The sequence below is a fragment of the Rhodococcus sp. NPDC003322 genome (assembly GCF_053589555.1).
This window is the reverse complement of record NZ_JBSFSC010000001.1, coordinates 100625-122013: the sequence shown is the minus strand read 5'-3', so window position 1 is coordinate 122013 and position 21389 is coordinate 100625. Positions and strand designations below refer to the sequence as shown.

Here is a 21389-nt window from a genome sequence, read left to right as displayed (position 1 = left end):
CCCTCGCGTACGAGGAAGGATCGACGATGACTATCGCAACGAGGAAGCGTGCGGGGACGCTTCTGGTCAAGAGTGCCCTCATGGGCATCGCTGTCGTGATGCCCGTGGTCGCCCTGGCGGGACCCGCCGCGGCTGCGTCCGGGCCCGCGCAGGTGGTCCCACAGGTCCAGGTGGACCGGCATCACCGCGACGGCGGTGACGGATGGAACCAGTGGAACCGTCCGCGCTGCGGCGACGACTGGAACCGCTGCGGGCCGCGCTGCGGCGGCGGCGACTGGAACTGGAACGCGAACCGCTGTGGCGGGCCGGAAGGGGGCTGGCAGCAGGGGCCGCAGTTCAACCAGTTCGGCCAGTTCAACCAGTTCAACCAGTTCAACCAGTTCGGCGGCCTGCTCGGGCCGTTCGGGGGGCTGTTCGGCAGCTGAACCCAACACGACGCACCGGTCATCGTCTGCGGTGACCGGTGCGTCGTGTTCGGGGTTCCAAGCTACTTTCGTCGGCCCGGTGAGACGACCAGGACGACGCCGACGACGACGGCGGCGAGGACGAGCAGCCACTTGAACTGCCAGTCGCCGAGGGCGCCCAGGTGGTCCGGACCGATGAATGCCCACACGCTGACGAGGAGGGCGGCCAGCCCCGACAGGAGCAGGACTGCGGACGGTCGCCGGGTGCCGACCTTCTCGGTGGATTCGCTGTTCTCAGCCACGGCGGACCTCCATGTCTCCCATTCGGCCGTTCATGTTGAGGGTAAGGACGGGGCCGCCGGTGCCGTCGGCGCCGCCGTTGAGCCCTTCGGGCAGGCACTTGATGTCACCGACCGCCATCGAGCAGTGGTTGACGACGTCCATGTTCTCCGGGACCAGCACCGTGAAGGTCGCGAAGCCGGAGTTGATGTCGACGGTCTTGTCCCCGGTGAGGGTGACGCCGCGGAGGTCGAGCGTGAAATCGCCCAACTGGCCGGAGTATTCGGGTGCGATCTCCGCCGCGGAGACCGGTGTCCAGGTGCGGGTGCCGACGTTCTGGCTGTTCCAGTCGACCGGGCCGACCAGTGACGCGAGGATCACGAACCCGATCAGCGGGCCCGTCACCACGAGCAGGCCGTAGCCGCGGCGCAGGAACGCACCGACGACGAGCCCGACCCCGATCACGGCCAGGCCGACGGCCCCGATCCGGCCGGGGGACATCCATTCCCAGTCGGTGGCGGTGCCGATCGCCCAGGCGGCGACCGACGCGAGGATTGCCAGTCCGAGCACCACCGAGGTCAGCCGGGACCTCGGCCTGGGCGGTGTCGTGATCACCGGAGCCGTGACGGGTGCGGGCTCGGGCAGATCCCAGGCGAACGGCGCGACCCCGAGTGGATCCCAGGCGGGCGGGGTGGGGGTGTCGGAGGCGGTCGGAGTGAACACGTCTGTGTTCGTGGGTGATTCACCTGTTCGGGCCGGTTCGCTGCTCTTCGGCGACGTGCCCTCGGCCGTTGCGCTCGGCGGCTGGGTGTCGGCGTCGGGCGCGGACGGTTCGTAGGTCTTCGGCAGGGTGGTGAAGACTCCGGGTGCTGTGTAGGAGGGGCCCGCAGCGGGCGGGTACGCACCGGGGAAGGCCGTGGCGGGCGGGGTGATGCCGTACCAGGGATCGGTGCCGCCCGGAGCGGCCGGCGGGTGCGGCCTGCGCTGGAACAGGAGCCACAGCCCGCCAAGCATCAACGCCATGCTGACCAGACCGGATCCGCCCATTCCGATACCGATCGGTCCGAGCGTGGACATCGCGATCAGCAGCGCGACGACGAGGACGATCGTCTTGGTGCCGGACTCCGAACTCTGTCCCCGTCCGAGCAGTGACTCGGCTGCCGAGGACGGGTCGCCTGCGCGCGGCAGTACCAGCCAGCAGGCCAGGTAGAGGACGATGCCGGCCCCACCGAACAGGGTCGAGACGACGAACGCCACCCGCACCAGTACGGGGTCGACGTCGTAGCGGTGGCCGATCCCGGCCGCGACGCCGGCGATCGGTCCCTGCCGGGGCAGCCGCACGGGCCGGGTTCGCCACAACTGGTTCAGCTGCTCGGAGAAGCTCGGTGTGCTCATGTCGTCCATCGTGGCGGGCACGGACCCCCGGCACATCAGGGACGAACCCTGATCTTTGACCCCGCGCGGGCCGACGGATCAGGGTCAACCCTGATGCGCCCGCCCGCGTGGGCGTGCCACCATCGATGGTGTGCAGCCGATTCCGCATGCCCACATCCCGGGCGAGGTGACCTGGCCCCGACTCGAACGTCGCGTCGGGGGTCGGGTGATCGGTGGTGTCGCGGGCGGCGTCGCCGATCATCTGGGCATCGACGTGTTCAAGGTGAGAGTGGCGTTCGTCCTGCTCGGTGCGCTCGCCGGTTCCGGCATCGTCGCGTACGGCCTGCTGTGGATCTTCACCCCGCCCGGCAGTGACACCGAGCGGCCGAGCCCCGCGGAACGCCGTCGTGCTCTCGGGTTGGCGGTGCTCGGCCTCGCGCTTTCGGGTGGGCTGGCGATCCTCGTCAGCGGTACCGCGGCGGAGGTGCTGGTCCCGGTCGTCGTCGTCGCCATCGGCGCGGCCCTGGTGTGGCGTGAGTACGACTCCGACGGCCCGCGATCGGCATTCGGGTTGCCGCAGAGCCCGACGGTGCTCACCTGGGCCCGGGTGCTCGGCGGTATATCGCTGATCGTGCTCGGCCTCGGTGTGGTGATCCTCGCTCGGGTGGACCTGGCGTCGCTGCGCTCATCGGTGCTCGCCGTGGTCGTCACCCTGGTCGGCATCGGGCTGCTGAGCGTGCCGCTGTGGCTGCGGTTGTGGCGTGACCTCGGGCAGGAGCGGTCGGCGCGGATCCGCAACGAGGAACGCGAGGAGATCGCCTCGCATCTGCACGACTCGGTCCTGCAGACCCTCGCGCTGATCCAGAAGCAGGCCGACCGCCCGCAGGAGGTGCTTCGGCTGGCGCGCGGTCAGGAACGCGAGTTGCGCAAGTGGCTGTTCGGGGAGGGCGAGGCGGCCCACGCGAGCCTCGCGGAGGCGCTGCGCACCATCGCCGGGGAGGTCGAGGACCAGCACGGTATCGCGGTGCAGACGGTCACGGTCGGCGATGTGCGATTGGACGTCCCGGAGGAGGAGTCGGGTCTGCCGAAGGAGGCGGTCACCGCGATCCTCGGCGCCACAAGGGAGGCGCTGGTCAACGCGGCCAAGCATTCCGGTGAGTCGACGGTCGACCTGTTCGCGGAGTCCGACGCCACGCAGGTGAACGTGTTCGTGCGAGATCGGGGTGTCGGATTCGACGCGGCGGCGGTTCCTGCGGACCGTCAGGGGCTGGCGAAATCGATCCGGGCGCGGGTCGAGCGCCGCGGCGGCGAGGTCGTGGTGGACTCCGCGGTGGGACGCGGCACCGAGATCCGGATCGGGATGCCCCTGGGAGCACCGGAATCCGGAGACGGGGCCGGAACCTCGGCGAAGGCACAGGGCAGCGACCAGTCGTCGCAGACGGGTGGGGACCCCCTAGAGTCGGTGGTGCCCGAGACCCCGATGAAGGAGCAGCGCAGGTGACGTCGTCCGGAGGACACGAGGTGGTTTCGCCAGGTCCCGGTTTTCGTGTCTTTCTCGTCGACGATCACGCGGTCTTCCGGTCCGGGGTGCGTGCGGAACTCGCGTCGGAGCCCGACATCGAGGTGGTCGGTGAGGCCGGGGGAGTCGCCGAGGCGATCGCCGGGATCAACGCGTCCGCGCCCGATGTGGTGCTGCTGGACGTGCACATGCCGGACGGCGGCGGGGTGGCGGTGCTCCGCGGTATCGACCCCGGCCCGGTGTGCCTGGCGCTGAGCGTCTCCGATGCCGCGGAGGACGTCATCGCGGTGATCCGATCGGGTGCCCGCGGCTACGTGACCAAGACCATTTCCGGCCGCGAACTCGCCGACGGGGTGCGCCGGGTGGCGGGCGGGGACGCGGTGTTCAGTCCACGCCTGGCCGGATTCGTCCTCGACTCCTTCACCGGACGGTCCTCGGCACCCGAACCACCACTGGACCCGGAACTGGATTCGCTGACCCCGCGCGAACTCGAGGTGCTGCGGCTGCTGGCTCGCGGCTACACGTATCGCGAGATCGCCGAGTCCCTGGTGATCTCGGTCAAGACCGTCGAGACACACGCCTCGAACGTGTTGCGAAAGACGCAGCAGTCCAACAGGAATGCCCTGACCCGTTGGGCGCACCGGCGTCGGATCGAGTAGCCGCGTCCGGGATCGAGTTCCGGTGCTTGCGGATTCGACGACGCCGCCGGCCCGCGGAGGATGCGGGCCGGCGGCGTCGTCGGTTCAGGGGCAGGTGCGGTGCACGTCGAGTCCGCCGGCGCGAGCCCTGCGCACCACCCACACCAGTGCGGTCGCGACGAGGACGAGAGCGGCGGGGGCCGGGACCAGCAGCGGCGAGGCCAGCGTCCCCACCAGGACGAGCATCGGTACCAGCAGTGTGCCGGGGTGGGGCCGGAAGGTCGGGGTGACCTGCCGGTCCAGCCAGGCCGGCGCCGGGCCCGCCCTCACGGCCCGACCTGCGCGGGTGCCACGGTGTGGCCGCGGCCGACGTGGGCCTCGGCGCGCATCCGGTCGACCATGTGCGGGTAGTGCAGCTCGAACGCCGGTCGCTCGGAGCGGATCCGGGGCAGTTCGGTGAAGTTGTGCCGCGGCGGCGGGCAGGAGGTGGCCCATTCGAGCGAGTTGCCGAAGCCCCACGGGTCGTCGACCGTGACGACCTCGCCGTAGCGGTAGCTCTTGAAGACGTTCCAGATGAACGGCAGCGTCGAGGCCCCGAGGATGAACGCACCGATCGTCGAGATCATGTTCAGCGAGGTGAAGCTGTCCGACGGCAGGTAGTCCGCGTAGCGACGCGGCATGCCCTCGTTGCCCAGCCAGTGCTGCACCAGGAAGGTGGAGTGGAAGCCGAGGAACGTGAGCCAGAAGTGCCACTTCGCCAGGCGCTCGTCCATCATCCGTCCGGTCATCTTCGGGAACCAGAAGTAGATGCCGGCGTAGGTGGCGAACACGATGGTGCCGAAGAGCACGTAGTGGAAGTGGGCGACCACGAAATACGAGTCGGTCAAATGGAAGTCGAGCGGCGGGCTGGCGAGCAGGACACCGGAGAGGCCGCCGAAGAGGAACGTCACCAGGAAGCCGACCGAGAACAACATCGGTGATTCGAATGTCAGCTGACCGCGCCACATGGTGCCGATCCAGTTGAAGAACTTCACGCCGGTCGGGACCGCGATCAGGAACGTCATGAACGAGAAGAACGGCAGCAGGATGGCGCCGGTGGCGTACATGTGGTGCGCCCACACCGCGATGGACAGGGCGGCGATGCCGAGGGTGGCGTACACTAGGCCGCTGTAGCCGAAGATCGGCTTGCGTGAGAAGACCGGGAAGATCTCCGACACGATGCCGAAGAACGGCAGTGCCAGCACGTACACCTCGGGATGGCCGAAGAACCAGAACAGGTGCTGCCACAGGATGACTCCGCCGTTGGCGGGGTCGAACAGGTGCGCACCGAAGTGGCGGTCGACGAACACGCCGAGCAACGCCGCGGCGAGCAGCGGGAAGATCATCAGCGCAAGCAGGCTGGCGACGAGGGTGTTCCAGGTGAAGATCGGCATCCGGAACATGGTCATGCCGGGGGCGCGCAGGCACACGATCGTCGAGATCAGGTTGACCGAGCCCAGGATCGTGCCGAGGCCGCCGAGTGTCAGGCCGATGATCCACAGGTCGGCACCGGCGCCGGGCGAGTGGACGGCGTCGGTGAGTGGAACGTATGCGGTCCAGCCGAAGTCGGCGGCGCCGCCGGGGGTGACGAAGCCGGCGGAGGCGATCAGTCCGCCGAACAGGTACATCCAGTAGCTCGCCGCGTTCAGGCGGGGGAAGCAGACGTCGGGGGCGCCGATCTGCAGTGGCATCAGGTAGTTGGCGAAGCCGAAGAAGATCGGTGTCGCGTACAGCAGCAGCATCACCGTGCCGTGCATGGTGAACAGCTGGTTGTACTGCTCGTTCGACAGGAACTGCATGCCCGGCACCGCGAGTTCGGTGCGGATCAGCAGGGCCATCAGGCCGCCGATGAGGAAGAACGCGAACGACGTGACGATGTACATGATGCCGAGCGTCTTGTGGTCGGTCGTGGTGAGGATCTTGACGATCGCCGAGCCCTTCGGCGCCCGCCCGGGTGCCGGGCGGACGGCCTCGATCGATGCTGGGGGTCGGGGTGCGAGATCAACCACGGCGCACGCTCGCGGCGCCGTGGTTTCCTCGGATCTCGGATTGTCTGTGCTCACGCATGGATCGGATGATTGTCCTGCCCTGCCGCGCGGTGCCAGAGTCGAAGGTCCCTAGGCGGACTGGGAGGAGGATCACAGTCTCGATCCGGGGTGACGGCTCGCCGGATCATTTGGGGGAGGGTAGGTTTCGTCCGGCTGTGTGACGGGTGGACCTACGGTCGGGCAGGTCAGACCACGAGGGCGACGATCAGCACCACGATCAGCAGGGCTGCCACCGCGAGGGCGACGATCAGCGGCACCGGCAGGCCGGGTCCGGACTTCGTCGACTCGAATGCCGGCGGCTGGGGGAGCCCCGGACTCGGGCGGTGCACGGACTGCAGGGGTACCGCTTGCGGGGCGGCGGGTAGGCCGCTGGCGGTGCTCGTGGGTAGTCGGCGCGCGGACCGGGCCGGGCCGCTCGATGCGCCCCGGCGGGCCCAGAACGGGACCGTCCCGTCCGCCTCGCGGAGCGGGGCGTCGAGGACGTATGCGATGTTGACGCCGGCTCCGGCGGCACTGCGCGCCAGCAGATCCCGCGCCTCGGCCATGGTGGGACGCCGGGTCGGGTCGGGTTCGAGCATGCGCAGCAGGACGTCGGTGATCTCACCGCTACGGACCGGGCGCATGATCTGTGCCTTGGCCACTCGGTGCAACAGGGCGAGGGTGTCGTCGTCGATGCCGAACGGCGGTTGCCCCTCGGTAGCGGTGTACAGGGTGGCGCCGAGCGAGAACACATCGGACGCCTCGGTCGGGTCGGCGCCGCGTGCGACCTCGGGCGCGAAATAGGCCGGGGTGCCGGTGATCACGGAACTCTGCCCGGGCTGGGTCTCGCCTTTCGCGCGCGAGATGCCGAAGTCGCTGATCTTGACGGTGCCTGCGTCGGGTCCGCGGTCCGCGATCAGGATGTTGCCCGGTTTGACGTCACGGTGCACGATGCCGGCGGCATGCGCGGCGACGAGGGCGTCGGCCACCTGTGCACCGATCTGGGCGACCTGCAACGGGGGAAGGGTCTCGGTGACGTTCAGCGCCTGCGCCAGGCTGCGAGAGGGCATGTGCTCCATCACCAGCCACGGATCGTCGCCTTCGAGCGTGACGTCGTACATCGCGATGGCGTGCGGGTGGGACAGGCGGGCGGCGAGGCGGCCCTCGCGCATCGCGCGGGCCCTCACGTCCGCGGCGGCCTCGGCGGTGAGGCCGGGCGGAAAGCTGATCTGCTTGATGGCGATCTCGCGGTCGAGGAGGGTGTCGTGGGCGAGCCAGACCGATCCCATTCCGCCGCCGCCGAGTTTCGAGCGCAGGCGGTGGCGACCGGCCACCAGATGGTCCGGTCCGACGATTCTCTGCCCCTGCTCCGCCACACCCGCGAGGGTAGACGACGCCCCCGCGGTGTCGACGTCCGGCGCCGTGAACTGCGGTTTCTCCACGCCTTGACGGAGTCGGCGGGACGGGCTTTACTGAAAGTGTTCGAATGTGTGTTCGATGTCTGATTATTCGATGTCCGGTGTTCGATGTTCGGTGGTTCCGTGTCTTCCCCCACGGCGGTGCCCACGATCTCGTTCTGTGTTGTGTGGACGTTTGTGTTGTGTGTGGACGGAGTGTGCGGTGGGTGGTCTCGCTGTCGACCTGGCCGGGTTGTCCCGGCAGGAGCGGCTCGAGCAGTTGCGGCGGCAGATCGCCGCGGTGCCGGCGCGGGGCGAGTCGGTCGCGACCCGGCCGGATCGGTCGGCTCCCGGGCGTGAGGCTCCCGGGGCGGCCGCCGAGCGTCCGGTCCTGCCCGTGCCCGAGGCCCTGGCCGACCTGCTTCCGCAGGGAGGGCTTCCCCGGGGGGCGGTGGTCACCGTCTCCGGCGCCGGGTCGCTTCTGGTGGGCCTGCTCGCCTCGGTGACCGCCTCCGGGGGGCACGCGGCGGTGATCGGGCATCCTCGGCTCGGTCTGCTCGCGGCGGCCGAGATGGGCGCCGAACTCGGCCGGCTGGCGGTGATCCCGGACCCGGGGCCCGATCCGGTGGAAGTCGCGGCGGTGCTGCTGGACGGACTGGACCTGGTGGTGCTGGGTCTCGGCGGGCTCGCGGTGCCGCCGTCACGGGCCCGGGCGGTGGTTGCCCGGGCCCGGAGCAAGGGCGCGACGCTGGTGGTGACCGGTGGCGGCTGGAGCGGGGCGGAGGTCCGGCTCGACGCCACCGTCCGCGGCTACGACGGGCTGGGAGGTCACGACGAATCGGGGTGTGGGCGTGGCCGGTTGCGGGGTCTGCGACTTGCGGTCGGCGCCGAGGGGCGGGCCTTCCAGCGGCGGACCGCCAGCGTGGACCTGTGTCCGCGTCGGGGTCGGGTGGAGTGGGTCGCCGAAGTCGCCCCACCGCAGCGGCTGCCGAGTGTCGAGGGCGGTGTGGCATGAGCGCGGGAACCGGATCGCGGGTGTTGGCGCTGTGGTGCGCGGACTGGCCTGCGGTCGCCGCCGCCGCGACCACGGATCTGTCGCCGGCCGAGCCGGTGGCGGTGGTCTCCGGCAACCGGGTGGTCGCGTGCTCGGCGACCGCCCGTGCCGAGGGGGTCGGGCCGGGCCTGCGGAGGCGGGACGCGCAGGCCCGGTGTCCGCGACTGCACGTGCTGCCCGCGGACGAGGGCCGCGACGCCCGGGTGTTCGAGCCGGTGGCCGCGGCGGTCGATGCGGCGGCACCCGGGGTGGAGGTGCTGCGACCCGGGTTGCTTGTGCTCGCCGCGCGCGGGCTCGCCCGGTACTTCGGCTCGGAGGAGGCCGCCGCGGAACGGCTGGTCGACGAGGTCGCGGCGGTCGGGGTCGAGTGCCAGGTCGGGATCGCGGACGAACTGTCCACCGCCGTCGTCGCGGCACGGCGGTCGGCGCTGGTTCCCCCGGGGAGCGGTGCCCGGTTCCTGGCTCCGCTCCCGGTCGCGGAACTCGCCGCCGAGCCGGCGCTGGCGGGGCGGGACCGGATCGATCTGGTCGATCTGCTGCACCGGCTCGGGCTGCGTACCGTCGGGGATTTTGCCGCTCTGACCCCGGTCGCGGTGGCCTCCCGGTTCGGCACGGACGCGGTGGCGGCCCATCGCAGCGCGCGCGGCGAGCCGGAGCGCCCGCCGTCGGCGCGACCGTTGCCGCCCGATCTCGAGGTGGAGTTGCGGTGCGATCCGCCGGTGGACCGGGTGGACGCGGCCGCTTTCGCGGGCCGTGCGTTGGCCGAGCGTCTGCACGCGCGACTGTCGGCCGCGTCGGTGGCCTGCACGCGGCTGGCGGTGCACGCGAGCACCGGTCACGGTCAACACCTTTCGCGCATCTGGCGGTGTGCGGAGCCGTTGACGCCGGAGGGCACCGCGGACCGGGTGCGCTGGCAGCTGGACGGCTGGTTGACCGGGCGGAGCGAGTCCCGCCCCACTGCGGGAATCGAATTGCTGCGGCTCGAGCCGGTGGAGGTGGTGGCGGCCGGGGCGCTGCAACTCGGGTTGTGGGGCGGCGTTGGGGCGGAGGACGAGCGCGCCCGCCGCGCCCTGGTCCGGGTGCAGGGGCTGCTCGGCGGGGACGCGGTGCGGGTCGGGGTGCTCAGCGGTGGCCGCGGGCCGGGGGAGCGGGTCACTGTCGTGCCGTTGGGCGACGAGGCGGTGCCGCACAACGATCCCGCGGCGCCCTGGCCGGGACGGTTGCCCGAGCCTGCGCCCACCGCGGTGCTGCCGGTTCCGCCGTCGGTGGAGCTCGAGGACGCCGCGGGAAATCCGGTGAGGGTGACCGATCGGGGCGAGTTCGGTGCACGTCCCGCCCGGTTGCGGTGGGGCGCCCGCAGCTGGAATCTGCTCGGCTGCGCGGGCCCCTGGTCGGTGGACGAGCGGTGGTGGGATCCGGCCGCGGCCCGGAGGGCGGCGCGGGCGCAGGTCCTGCTCGGTCCGGGAACCGGTGTCGGGGACGGTGCGCCGCGAGCGCTGCTGGTGCTCTTCGACGGGGCCGGGTGGTGTGTGGAGGGAACCTACGAGTGACGGGCCGGGCTCGCGGCTCCGTTGCGACATACCCGCCGGGGGTATATTCTCGCGGCATGAACTCCGCTCACGGAAGTCATACCGACCACCTGGACCACGGTGCCGCCGAGCACGCCCACTCCGGGCATCCCGGCCCCGCTCACCCGGGCCACGGCGACCACAGTGACCACGCCGGTCACGGCGACCACGCCGCCCGGTTCGGCCGGCTGTTCTGGATCATGCTCGTGCTGGCGGTGCCCGTCGTCCTGGCCAACGCGATGTTCGCCGACCTGGTCGGTTACTCCCTGCCGCACGACGGGCCGGTCACCTGGATCTCGCCGCTGCTCGGCACGGTGATGTACCTGTGGGGCGGACGGCCGTTCCTCGCCGGAGCCGTCGGCGAGATCAAGGCCCGCCAACCCGGCATGATGCTGTTGATCGCGCTGGCGATCACCGTGGCGTTCGTCGCGTCCTGGGGTGCGACCCTCGGGCTGCTCGCCCACGACCTCGACTTCTGGTGGGAACTGGCGCTTCTCATCGTGATCATGTTGCTCGGCCACTGGATCGAGATGCGCTCGCTCGGGCAGGCGTCGAGCGCGCTGGACTCGCTGGCGGCACTGCTGCCGGACGAGGCCGAGCGGCTCGATGCCGACGGTGTCGCGGAAACCGTGCCACTCACGGCGCTGCAGGCGGGGGACCTGGTGATCGTCCGGCCCGGCGGGAGGGTGCCTGCGGACGGGACCGTCGTCGACGGCGCTGCGGACGTCGACGAATCGATGATCACCGGCGAGTCCGTCGCCGTCCGGCGAACGGTCGGCGACCGGGTCGTCGCCGGGACCGTCACCACCGATTCGGCGTTGCGCGTGCAGGTCACGGCGATCGGGGAGGACACCGCGCTCGCCGGGATCCGTCGTCTGGTCGCGGAGGCCCAGAACTCGACCTCCCGCGCCCAGGTCCTCGCCGACCGGGCCGCCGGGTGGCTGTTCTGGTTCGCGCTGGTCGCCGCGTTGCTCACCGCCGCGGCCTGGCTGCTGCTCGGCGAACCCGAGTCAGCGGTCACCCGCACCATCACCGTGCTCGTCATCGCCTGCCCGCACGCGCTCGGTCTCGCGATCCCATTGGTGGTGTCGATCGCCACCGAACGTGCAGCCCGGGCCGGCGTGCTGATCACCGACCGCCGCGCACTCGAGGCCATGCGGACCGTGGATGCCGTGCTGTTCGACAAGACCGGCACCCTCACCCGCGGTGAGCCCGCGGTCGTCGAGGTGGTCCCCGCGTCCGGGCGCACCGCGGGAGAGGTGGTCGCCGCGGCCGCCGCGGTCGAACGCGACAGCGAACACCCGCTGGGGCGTGCCGTCGTCGCGGAAGCCGGAGCGCGCGGACTGACGGTGCCCTCGGCGTCGGACTTCCAGGCGCGCAACGGGGTCGGGGTCACCGCCGTTGTCGACGGGGCGACGGTGAGTGTCGGCGGTCCCGGCATGCTCGCCGCGCACGGGCTGGACGCACCCGGCGTTGCGCCGACGGCGGCGGGAGCGACTGTGCTGCACGTGATTCGGCGATGCGCAGGCGGTGGCGGATTCGGTGGCTGCGGACCTGGGCATCGACGAGGTGTTCGCGGGCGTGCTGCCGCAGGACAAGGGGGCCGAGGTCAAGGCGCTGCAGGCGACGGGCCGCACGGTGGCGATGGTCGGTGACGGCGTCAACGACGCGCCCGCGCTGGCACAGGCCGACGTGGGCCTGGCGATCGGCGCGGGCACCGACGTCGCGATCGCGTCGGCCGGAGTGGTGCTCGCCAGTGACGATCCGCGGTCTGTCCTTTCGGTCGTCGAACTCTCCCGCGCCACCTACCGCAAGATGATCCAGAACCTCACCTGGGCGGCCGGGTACAACGTGATTGCGGTGCCGCTCGCCGCCGGTGTGCTCGCGCCGTGGGGGATCACCCTGCCGATGGAGGTGGGGGCGCTGCTGATGTCGGCGTCCACGGTTGTCGTCGCGCTCAACGCCCAACTGCTGCGGCGCCTCGACCTGCGTCCCGCCGCCGTTGTACGGGGGACTAATCTTTCACGAGAAACATGAGCGGTGCGAAGGATGGATCTGATTCGATGATGGCGACGGCGACGGCCACCCTCGGAGGCGTCGAGATCCACTACCGCGACTCCCACGGCCCGGACCCGGTTCCCGTGCTGCTGGTGCACGGCATGGGCGGCGACGGCCGCACCTGGGACCGCTTCGCCCGCAACCTGATCGGTCGCGGCCGCCGGGTGATCACCGCAGACCTGCGCGGCCACGGCCGCAGCACGCACACCCCCAGCTACCTGTTCCACGAGTTCGGTGCCGACCTGCTGGCCCTGTGCGACCACCTGGCGCTGGACCGGGTGGACCTGGTCGGCCACTCGCTCGGGGGGCACGCGGTGTCCCTGGTCGCCCAGTCCCGGCCGGACCTGGTGCGGCGGCTGGTGCTCGAGGAGGCCCCGCTGCCGCTGCGTGCGGGGGAGGAGATGGGGACGCTGACCCGGCGGCTGCCGTCGCCGGTGGAGTTGTGGCACGCGGTGACCAGCCTGGTCCGAAGTCCCCGCGCGACATTCGCGTTCGACCGCTCGATGACCGCGTCCGCGCTCGACCAGTTCCACACCCCGCACCCAGACTGGTGGGAGGCTCTGCCGTCGATTGCCGCGAGGACCCTGCTGGTCACCGGAGGCCCCCGCGGCATGGTGCACCCGGCGCGGCTCGACGCCGCGCTCGCCGCGATCCCGGACAGCCGGACGGTGACGATCGACGTCGGGCACAGCGTGCACCGCGACCGGCCCCGCGAGTTCGCGGCCACCGTCGGCCGGTTCCTCGGCTGAGGCCCTAGCCCCGCCGTCGCCCGCCGAGTTGACGGACGTAGGTCGCCGGTGGGGTGCCGACCGCGGCGGTGAACGCGCGCACGAGGTGCGCCTGGTCGCTGAACCCCAACTGGTGGGCGAGTTCGGTCCACACCACGGGCGTTCCACCGTGCGCCTGCGCGGCCGCGTCGAGGAGTCGATGCCGCTGGATCACCCACTTCGGTCCGATTCCGACGTACTCCGTGAACAATCGCTGCAGGGTTCGCACGCCGGTTCCGGTGCGGGTCGCCAGCTGATCGACCCGATGCAGCGAGCGGTCCGTCTCGATCAGCGTGACCAGCCCGTCCACCTCGTCGACCGTCGGATCGGGTCGAGGAGCACAACGTTCCAGGTAGTCCTCGACGAGTGCGGTCATCTCGTCGTCGTCGGTGGTGCCCAGTGCGGCGGCGGCGACGGGCGCGTCGTCGCGGCCCACCAGCGGCCCGGCCGGCTGCACCGTGCCCTCCAGCGCGCCGACACTCGATCGCAGGAACGGGTGGAATCCGCCCGCCCGGAACGCCACCCCGATCACGTGCCCGGTGCCGGTCAGCGTCCGGTGGAACGGTGCCCGGTTCACCCCGTGCACCAGCAGGCGGCCCTGCTCGGCGGCGAGGTGGATCTTCGGCTGTGGGAGCACCTGCTGGTCGCGGCTGCCCGGCTCCGTCCAGTGCACGATCCACAGGTACTCGACGAACGGACGCAACGACTCTCGGGGAAAGCGTCGTGCCACGGTGATGGTCTGCGCGGCCTCGTCCGGTCGCACGATCGCCTCCGGCACTCCGCGCGGTTGGTTCGCCCTGTCGGTCACGATCACCGAGCTTAGGATCGCCGGGTGACACTCACCGCGCTCGACGGCAAACTCATCGGCTGGGCAGCCGCGTACGTGCTCTCCCAGGCGAACATCATCCGGCTGCTCGGACCGGCGGGGTCGAAGCTGCTCGCCACCCAGACCGCGCTGTCCGCGCACCGGTACCGCGCTGTCCTCGACAGCATGGACGAGACCGAAACCGCACGGTTCCGCAGTCATTTCGCACCCGACATGGTGCATCCGGTGATCTACGCGTCCGCGCTGTACACCGGCGGTGCCCGGCTGGCGCAGCTCACCGACCTGTCGCCGGGCACCCGGACCGCCCTGCGGGTGGCGCCGGTGGTCGCGGCGGCGTGCGACTACGTCGAGAACGTCGTCGACCTGCACCTGCTCGACCACCGCGAGGCCGTCACCGACGCCCGGGTCCGGGCGATCACGGCCGTCAGCACCACCAAGTGGGTGCTGAGCATCGGCACGCTCGCCTACCTGGCGCAGGGATTCGTGCGAGTCCGGGCGCGGATGGCGACCGGCCGTCGCCACTGAGCCGGGTCGCGCGGGGGAGCCGGGGCCGGGGGCAGAATGGGCCGGGTGAGCCAGGCGACGACGACCGACGACATCTACCCGACCGTGCCGGAGCAGCGGACCTGTTCGGCGCTGTCCGCGCTCGACGAGCCGCTGCCGGGTACCGCCGCGCAGGTGACCGCCTGGCTGTGCCTCGAACATCCGGGGCCGTGGGGGCGGGACGTGTTCTCCGGTCAGGCTCTCGGCTTCGACCTGTCACCGCGCCTGCAGGCGCACACCGAGGCGTCCGGGGTGCGGCTGATGCTGATCCGGCGGCCCGGCCGCACCGTCGTCGGTTCGCGCCGCACGGTGTTGTTCGCGCGGTCCGCCCCGGACGGCACCTGGTGCGAACGCTTCGAGGTCGCCGAGCCCGAAGACCTGCTCGATCTGGACCTGACCGTGACACCCGCGGCGCCCGGGCTCGGCACCGAGGTCGCCGACCCGGTGGCGTTGGTGTGTGCGCACGGCAAACGCGACCAGTGCTGCGCGGTGCTCGGCAGGCCCGTCGCCGCGGAGCTGGCCGCCGAGTTCGGGGACGCGGTGTGGGAGTGCTCGCACACCGGCGGGCACCGTTTCGCGCCGTCGCTGATCCTGCTGCCCACCGGGTACACCTACGGGCGGCTCTCCCCGGAGGAGTCCGTGGCGGCGGTCGAAGCCGCCGGCCGCGGCGAGGTGTACCGGACCGGCCTGCGCGGCCGCAGCTGCTGGTCGCCCGCCGAGCAGGTCGCGGAAATCGCGGTCCGCGACCAGGTTTCGGCGGGGACATCCGATCTGGTCGTGACGGGGCCGCCGGAGTGCCCGGTGGTCCGGCACCGGGACGGCCGGTCCTGGAGCGTGTCGGTCACCGGTGCCGACCTGCCGCCGCGTCCGGCCAGCTGCGGCGCCGAGGCGAAGCCGGTGCGCGCACTCGTCGCCGGCGAGGTGACCCGCACGGCGCGGTGAGCAGAGGCCAGCTCCGCTGCGCGAGCGCCGCAGGCGCCCTGGCGATTCAGTGGCCGATGCCGACCTTCTGGTGGATCTTGCGCATCCACGCCGGGGCCCACCAGTTCGCCTCGCCCATCAGCTTGACCAGTGACGGCACCAGCAGCATCCGCACCACCGTGGCGTCGACGATCAACGCGATGATCATGCCGACCCCGAGGAAGCGCATGATCGACAGGCCCGACGTCATGAAGGCGCCGGTGACGATGATCAGCAGCGCCGCGGCCGCGGTCACGATCCGGCCGGTCCGGGCGGTACCGATGCGGACGGCCTCCTCCGTGCTCGCGCCGTTCTCACGGGCCTCGACCATCCGCGACATCAGGAACACCTCGTAGTCGGTGGACAGTCCGAACACGACCGCGAGGATCAACACCACGAACGTCGGTTCGAGCGGGTTCGGGGTGACGCCGAGCAGGTCTGCACCATGGCCGAGCTGGAAGATCCAGGTGAGCAGGCCGAACGTTGCGGCCAGGCTCAGTCCGGCCATCGCGACCGCCTTGACCGGCAACACGACCGATCCGAACGCGAGGAACAGCAGCACCAGCGTCGAGACCACCATGATGGTGAGCATCAGCGGAAGGTGGCTGACGATCGACGAGTTGGTGTCCTCGGTGAGGGCTGCGCCGCCACCGACCATCACCTCGGTTCCCGCGGGCGGGTCGATCGCGCGCAGTGCCTTCACGGTGTCGGCCGGCGGGACGTCGTTGGTGAACGTGGCGGTCAGGATCGACACATCGCCCGGCGACGCGGCCAGTTTCACCTGCGCGACGCCGTCGAGATCGCGGACGTAGCGGGTGAACTCGGTCAGCTGCGGGGTGGTCGGCGGGTTGCCGTCCTGGCCGCGCAGCAGGACGCTCGCCCCGGTACCCGCGGAGTCGAATTCGGTGGCGAGGGTCTCGGCGGCGATCCGGGACGGGTCGTCCTTCGGCAGCACGGTGTAGGTGACCTCGCCGAGGGCGACGCGCAGCAGCGGCGAGGCCAGCACGAGCAGGCCGGCGATGATCGTGACGGAGAAGACGACCGGTCGGCGCATCACCGTGGTCACGACCCGGCTCCAGAACCGGGCGGCGCGCTCCTCTCCGCGTTCGACGGCGCCGCGACGCCAGGCGAGGGAGTTGACCCGGTGACCCAGGATCGCGAGCAGCGCCGGGACGGCCGTCAGTGACAGCAGTGCCGCGCTCGTCACCGCGGCGATCGCGCCGAATCCGAGGGAGCGGATCACCGGCTGCGGGAACACCAGCATTCCGGCGAACGCGCACACCAGCAGCAGTCCGGAGAACATCACCGTGCGCCCGGCGGTGAGCACCGTGCGCTGCACCGCCGCGGCGGGCTCACTGCCGCCGGCGAGTTCCTCGCGGAACCGGCTGACGATGAACAGGCCGTAGTCGATCGCCAGTCCGAGGCCGAGCAGCGACGCCACGTTGAGGGCGAACGAGGAGACCTCGGTGAGTTCGGTGAGCAGGCGCAGCGTGCCGAGGGCGCTGAACACGGTGAGCATGCCGACGAACACCGGGATCGCGGCGGCGGTGACGGTGCCGAATACGACCACCAGCAGCAACAGGGTGATCGGCAACGCGATCGCCTCCGCCTTCACCAGGTCGTTCTGCAGGTGCTGGTTGAACGAATGCCCGACGAGGGTGCCGCCTGCGAATTGCGTCTCGATGCCCGGCGGGCTCAACGATGACTGCATCGCCTCGAGGTCGGCGACGGTGGGGCCGGCGTCCCAGTCGACGAACACGGTCGCCAGTGCCTTCGTGCCGTCCTCGGAGAGCAGCGGTTTCGCGGACGCCGGGTCCAGGGACCAGTACGAGGTGACCGAGCGGGTGGGCCAGTCCTGCCGGAAGTCGGCCAGGGTCTGCTGGACCTCCGGGCCGATGTCGCCGACGGTCCTGCCCTCGGGAACCGAGTAGATCGCCACGATGTCCGGTGACTGTGGACCGAGTTCGCGGCTGACCAGCATGCTGACCTGCGCGGACTCACTGTTCGGGTCGTAGTAGCCTTCCTGGCTCATCTTCCCGAACACCCCGAGCCCCCACAAACCGGCGGCCACGACGATGAGAACGGCCAGCGCCAGTACCCACCACTTCCTTGCGACAACGAATTCGGCCCAGCGCGTCATCTGATACTCGGCGCGGATACTCCCTCATTCACGAGGGAGAGGAAGCGCCGGCCTCCTTTCCAGAAGTGTGATGGTGATGTCGAGGAAACGTGTCAGTGGGGTCGGTTAGCGTGCCGGGCATGGGGATCGAGGTGGTGCGCTACAACTACCGGTTGCGGCCGGGAGCCACCGCCGAGCATGCCTTGCTCGAGGAGTGGCATCGCTGCCGCTTCCTGTGGAACGAAGCCGTCCACCGGTTCAGTTCTGGTGTTCAGCCGACGTTTGCGAAACTCAGTAAGCAGTTGACCGAAGCCCGGGCACGCTCGTCGTGGCTGCGGGACGGTTCCCAGGTGGCCCAGCAGCAGATGCTGCGCACCTACGCGAAGGCGTTGGAGGACTCGTTCACGGTCAAAGGGCGGGGCCGACCCCGCTTCAAGGTGCGGAAGAAATCCTTGCCGTCGCTCGAGTACACCCGTCGCGGGTTCCGGATCCGTGACGGCCGGTTGGTGTTGCCCAAAGGTGTGAGTATTCCTGTGGTGTGGTCGCGGGCACTGCCGTCGGAGCCGACGAGCGTGCGTATCACCCGCGATTCGTTGGGGCATTGGTATGCCTCGTTCGTGGTGACCCGCGGAGCCGAGCCGATCCCGGTGGCCGATCCGGACAGTGGTGTCGGGATCGATTGGGGTGTGACCCGTACCGCCACGGCCACCAAGGAGCGTTTCGATCTGCCGCATCACGGGCACCGGCATCGGTGCGCGGCGGAGTTGGCGAAAGCGCAGCGCCGGATGGCGCGACGCAGCCGCGGGAAAGGGCACGCCCCGTCGAAGGGCTACCGGCAGGCCCGTACGCGCGCCGCGAAGGTGCAGAAGAAGGCGGTCCGGCAGAACCGGCACCACGGCAGGATCTGGGCGAGAACCGTCGTCGACGAACATCACCTCATCGCGGTGGAGGACTTCAAACCCAAGTTTCTGGCGAAATCCACGATGGCACGGAAGGCCGCGGATGCCGCGGTCGCCACGGTGAAACGGGAGTTGATCGAGCAGGGCAGGCGGGCCGGCCGGAAGGTGGTGTTGGTGCGGCCCGCGTACACGAGCATGACGTGTTCGAAGTGTTTCGCGAGAGCCAAGCAACGCCTCGAACTCGATGAACGGACTTTCCGGTGCTGTGCGTGCGGGCACACCGCGTGTCGGGATCGGAACGCTGCCAGGGTGGTTCTGGCTGTGGCGGAGCGTGGCCACACCGGTGTCGACGACGTGAGTCAAGCGGATTACCTCCCCCCGGGTGGTGGTGTGGTTGCGGTCTGAGTCGGAAATCTTCTGCCTTCAGGCAGGAGAGGCGTTAATGAATTGGCATCCTCGTCAGGTCGTGTGGTCGGGTCAGGGGGCACGAGCGCCATGACTCTACCGACGGGATCCTGAGGCGATCCTGAGGCGTTGTTCACGAGTGGCGCACGGCCGACGATCGGGGGACAGTGGACGGGTGAACCTCCCCGGCACGATGACCGGTTGGCGGGTGCGCGAGCCCGGACCGATGCGCAGCAGGCCGCTCGCCCAGCTGACGATGCCGGTTCCCGAGCCCGCGCCGGACGAATTGCTCGTCCGGGTCCTGGTGTGCGGCGTGTGCCGCACCGACCTGCACGTGACCGAGGGCGATCTTCCGGTGCACCGGGCGTCCGTCGTACCCGGGCACGAGGTGGTCGGGGAGGTCGTCGGCTGGGGCGACCGGGCCGGGGAGGGGTTCGGGTTGGGGGACCGGGTCGGCATCGGCTGGCTGCGCGGCACCTGCGGAGTGTGCCGTTACTGTCTGCGCGGCGACGAGAACCTGTGTCCCGATTCGCGATACACCGGCTGGGACGTCGACGGTGGCTACGCGCAGTACGCGGTGGTGCCCGCGGCCTTCGCACACCGGCTGCCGGACGGCTACCTGGACGAGGAGCTGGCGCCACTGTTGTGCGCCGGGATCATCGGCTACCGCGCCCTGAAGTGTGCGGCGGTCCCGGACGGGGGACGGTTGGGGATCTACGGATTCGGCGGCAGCGCGCACCTGGCCGCCCAGGTCGCCCTGGCCCGCGGCGCCGAGGTGCACGTGATGACACGGGGGGAGCGCGCCCAGCGACTGGCTCTCGAACTCGGCGTGGCGTCGGTGCAGGGCCCGTCGGATCCGCCACCGGTGCCGCTGGATTCGGCGATTCTGTTCGCTCCGGTCGGTACCCTGGTCCCGCCCGCGCTGGCCGCGCTGGACCGCGGCGGCACCCTTGCAGTCGCAGGCATCCACCTGACCGACGTGCCGCGGCTGAACTACCAGCAGCACCTGTTCCAGGAGCGGACGCTGCGGTCGGTCACCGCGAACACCCGGGCCGACGCCCGCGAGTTCCTCGAATTCGCCGGTCGCCACCGGCTTCTCGTCACCGCCAACGCCTACACCCTCGACGAGGCGGATCGCGCGCTCACCGATCTGAGGGAGGGTCGAGTCGTGGGGGCGGCCGTGCTCATCGCCGGCTGACGGTGGTCGAGCGAGCGTGCGTGCGGCCAGGCCCGTTTGCCACGGTGTCGCCCCCTTCCGCAATCTCTCGGCGCCGCCCTGCCCGAGCCCCCCCGCGCCTCCCCGGGCAGTGGACCGGGGACGGCGACTCCGCGATCTCGAGGTCAATCCTCGCGTGTCGTAACGGCATTGACCGTGTGGTGGGGCGGTGGCGACGCGCCCGGGGAGTGCAGTGAAGCGGCGCGTGACGCCGATGTCCCTGTTATCGTTCGGCAAACCCAGTTTCGAATCTCGACGAAGAATGCCGGTTCTTTCGACGGTTACGGAAGGTGGAGTTATGTGTACGAGGGTGATCTGGCCGGACGCCGCAGGAGCCGTGCTCGTCGGGCGCAACATGGATTATCACCGAGACACCGGGACGAATCTGTGGTCGCTCCCCCGGGGAATCGAGCGCAACGACGGCGTCGGCGGTTCGCTCGCCTGGACCGCGAAGCACGGCAGTGTCGTCGCCGGTGCGTTCGACATGATGACCGTGGACGGCATGAACGAGGCGGGACTGGCGGGCCACATCCTCTGGCTCGCGGAATCCGAGTACGGCACCCATGACGCGTCGCGACCGGGCCTGAGCATGGCGGTCTGGCTGCAGTACTTCCTGGACAATTTCTCCACGGTCGCGGACGCCGCGGCGTGGATCATCGAGTCCCAGGTGCAGGTCGTACCGCTCGGAGATCCGGCGACCGGCGAGGTGCCCGCGGTGCATCTCGCACTCGACGACGCGACCGGCGACTCGGCGATCATCGAGTACATCGACGGCAAGGCCACCGTCTGGCACGACCGCGAGTATCGCGTGATGACCAATTCCCCCACCTACGACAAGCAGCTCGAGCTGCTCAAGGAGGTCGACGGCTTCGGTGGCGACAAGCCCCTGCCCGGGACCACGCTCGCAGCCGACCGCTTCGCGCGCGCCGCCTACTACGTGGGCCGGTTGCCCGAACCCAAGACCGAGGTCGAGGCGGTCGCGGGAATGTTCAGCGTCATCCGCAACGCCGCGCAGCCCTTCCGGATCCCCGATCCCGACAAGCCGTATGCGTCGCAGACGATTTGGCAGACCGTCGCAGACCTGACCAACAAGCGGTACGTCTTCGACTCGACCACCCGGCCCAACATCGTGTGGGTGGACCTCGACAAGCTGGACTTCGGTGAGGGTGCGCCTGCGGGCAGGCTCGACCTGATGGGGGATACGTCGCTCGAGGGCGGTCTCGCCGGAAACGTCACCGGCCGCTTCGAGGAAACCGCGCCGATGCAGTTCCTGACCCTGCCGTCCTGATCCGGGACA

Annotated in this window: 18 protein-coding genes and 1 pseudogene; 12 read left to right on the top strand and 7 right to left on the bottom strand. The window is 70.4% G+C overall.

Annotated elements, in window-relative coordinates:
- Positions 1-26 precede the first annotated feature (26 nt).
- Positions 27-425, top strand: coding sequence for a hypothetical protein (locus ACWDUM_RS00585; RefSeq protein WP_450132486.1), 399 nt, complete (start codon positions 27-29; stop codon positions 423-425).
- Positions 426-487: 62 nt separating this feature from the next.
- On the opposite strand, the gene ACWDUM_RS00580 is transcribed toward ACWDUM_RS00585, so the two are convergent.
- Together ACWDUM_RS00580 and ACWDUM_RS00575 are read right to left on the bottom strand one after the other, a co-directional pair.
- Complete coding sequence (locus ACWDUM_RS00580) at positions 488-706, bottom strand: hypothetical protein (protein WP_450132485.1); 219 nt, start codon at positions 704-706, stop codon at positions 488-490.
- Positions 699-2078 (bottom strand): PspC domain-containing protein, encoded by a 1380-nt coding sequence (locus ACWDUM_RS00575; protein WP_450132484.1) that lies wholly within the window; start codon positions 2076-2078, stop codon positions 699-701. Before ACWDUM_RS00575 ends, ACWDUM_RS00580 begins: the two co-directional genes overlap by 8 nt.
- Positions 2079-2208: 130 nt before the next feature.
- On the opposite strand from ACWDUM_RS00575, the gene ACWDUM_RS00570 reads away from it, so the two are divergent.
- Entirely contained in the window at positions 2209-3558 is a 1350-nt protein-coding gene (locus ACWDUM_RS00570) for an ATP-binding protein (protein WP_450132483.1), read from the top strand.
- Between the two features lie 20 nt (positions 3559-3578).
- Positions 3579-4235, top strand: coding sequence for a response regulator (locus ACWDUM_RS00565; protein WP_450113444.1), 657 nt, complete (start codon positions 3579-3581; stop codon positions 4233-4235).
- An 84-nt stretch (positions 4236-4319) separates the two neighbouring features.
- On the opposite strand, the gene ACWDUM_RS00560 is transcribed toward ACWDUM_RS00565, so the two are convergent.
- The 3 genes from ACWDUM_RS00560 to ACWDUM_RS00550 all read right to left on the bottom strand — a co-directional run bounded on the left by ACWDUM_RS00560 (position 4320) and on the right by ACWDUM_RS00550 (position 7656).
- The gene (locus tag ACWDUM_RS00560; RefSeq protein WP_450132482.1) at positions 4320-4544 is read right to left on the bottom strand and encodes a hypothetical protein; all 225 of its coding nucleotides are present in this window, start codon (positions 4542-4544) and stop codon (positions 4320-4322) included.
- Entirely contained in the window at positions 4541-6262 is a 1722-nt protein-coding gene (gene ctaD / locus ACWDUM_RS00555) for an aa3-type cytochrome oxidase subunit I (RefSeq protein WP_450133298.1), read from the bottom strand. The genes ACWDUM_RS00560 and ctaD overlap by 4 nt, the downstream gene beginning before the upstream one ends.
- 224 nt (positions 6263-6486) lie before the next feature.
- The gene (locus ACWDUM_RS00550; RefSeq protein ID WP_450132481.1) at positions 6487-7656 is read right to left on the bottom strand and encodes a serine/threonine-protein kinase; all 1170 of its coding nucleotides are present in this window, start codon (positions 7654-7656) and stop codon (positions 6487-6489) included.
- Between the two features lie 244 nt (positions 7657-7900).
- On the opposite strand from ACWDUM_RS00550, the gene ACWDUM_RS00545 reads away from it, so the two are divergent.
- The 4 genes and pseudogenes from ACWDUM_RS00545 (at position 7901) to ACWDUM_RS00530 (ending at position 13106) form a co-directional block, all read left to right on the top strand.
- Positions 7901-8692, top strand: a complete 792-nt coding sequence (locus ACWDUM_RS00545; protein WP_450113446.1) for a hypothetical protein — start codon at positions 7901-7903, stop codon at positions 8690-8692.
- On the top strand, positions 8689-10281 hold the full coding sequence (locus ACWDUM_RS00540) for a DNA polymerase Y family protein (RefSeq protein WP_450132480.1): 1593 nt from the start codon (positions 8689-8691) through the stop codon (positions 10279-10281). Before ACWDUM_RS00545 ends, ACWDUM_RS00540 begins: the two co-directional genes overlap by 4 nt.
- 56 nt (positions 10282-10337) lie before the next feature.
- A pseudogene (cadA, locus tag ACWDUM_RS00535) lies at positions 10338-12336 on the top strand (cadmium family heavy metal-translocating P-type ATPase).
- The gene (locus ACWDUM_RS00530) at positions 12333-13106 is read left to right on the top strand and encodes an alpha/beta fold hydrolase (RefSeq protein WP_450113449.1); all 774 of its coding nucleotides are present in this window, start codon (positions 12333-12335) and stop codon (positions 13104-13106) included. Before cadA ends, ACWDUM_RS00530 begins: the two are co-directional and overlap by 4 nt.
- 4 nt (positions 13107-13110) lie before the next feature.
- On the opposite strand, the gene ACWDUM_RS00525 is transcribed toward ACWDUM_RS00530, so the two are convergent.
- Entirely contained in the window at positions 13111-13932 is an 822-nt protein-coding gene (locus ACWDUM_RS00525; RefSeq protein ID WP_450132479.1) for an AraC family transcriptional regulator, read from the bottom strand.
- Positions 13933-13956: 24 nt separating this feature from the next.
- Here ACWDUM_RS00525 and ACWDUM_RS00520 point away from each other — a divergent pair, with 24 nt between their 5' ends.
- Both ACWDUM_RS00520 and ACWDUM_RS00515 read left to right on the top strand, forming a co-directional pair.
- On the top strand, positions 13957-14475 hold the full coding sequence (locus tag ACWDUM_RS00520; RefSeq protein WP_450113451.1) for a hypothetical protein: 519 nt from the start codon (positions 13957-13959) through the stop codon (positions 14473-14475).
- A gap of 45 nt (positions 14476-14520) precedes the next feature.
- Entirely contained in the window at positions 14521-15435 is a 915-nt protein-coding gene (locus ACWDUM_RS00515; RefSeq protein ID WP_450132478.1) for a sucrase ferredoxin, read from the top strand.
- 46 nt (positions 15436-15481) lie between these two features.
- Here the strand turns inward: ACWDUM_RS00515 and ACWDUM_RS00510 are convergent, their stop codons facing one another.
- Positions 15482-17593 (bottom strand): MMPL family transporter, encoded by a 2112-nt coding sequence (locus tag ACWDUM_RS00510; protein ID WP_450132477.1) that lies wholly within the window; start codon positions 17591-17593, stop codon positions 15482-15484.
- Between the two features lie 119 nt (positions 17594-17712).
- Here ACWDUM_RS00510 and ACWDUM_RS00505 point away from each other — a divergent pair, with 119 nt between their 5' ends.
- The 3 genes from ACWDUM_RS00505 (at position 17713) to ACWDUM_RS00495 (ending at position 21380) form a co-directional block, all read left to right on the top strand.
- The gene (locus ACWDUM_RS00505) at positions 17713-18876 is read left to right on the top strand and encodes an RNA-guided endonuclease InsQ/TnpB family protein (protein ID WP_450132476.1); all 1164 of its coding nucleotides are present in this window, start codon (positions 17713-17715) and stop codon (positions 18874-18876) included.
- Positions 18877-19069: 193 nt separating this feature from the next.
- Positions 19070-20074 carry a zinc-binding alcohol dehydrogenase family protein gene (locus ACWDUM_RS00500; RefSeq protein WP_450133297.1) on the top strand — a complete coding sequence of 335 codons (1005 nt, stop codon included), beginning with the start codon at positions 19070-19072 and terminating at the stop codon, positions 20072-20074.
- A gap of 316 nt (positions 20075-20390) precedes the next feature.
- A complete protein-coding gene (locus tag ACWDUM_RS00495) occupies positions 20391-21380 on the top strand; it encodes a linear amide C-N hydrolase (protein WP_450132475.1) in 990 nt (329 codons plus the stop codon).
- Positions 21381-21389 lie beyond the last annotated feature (9 nt).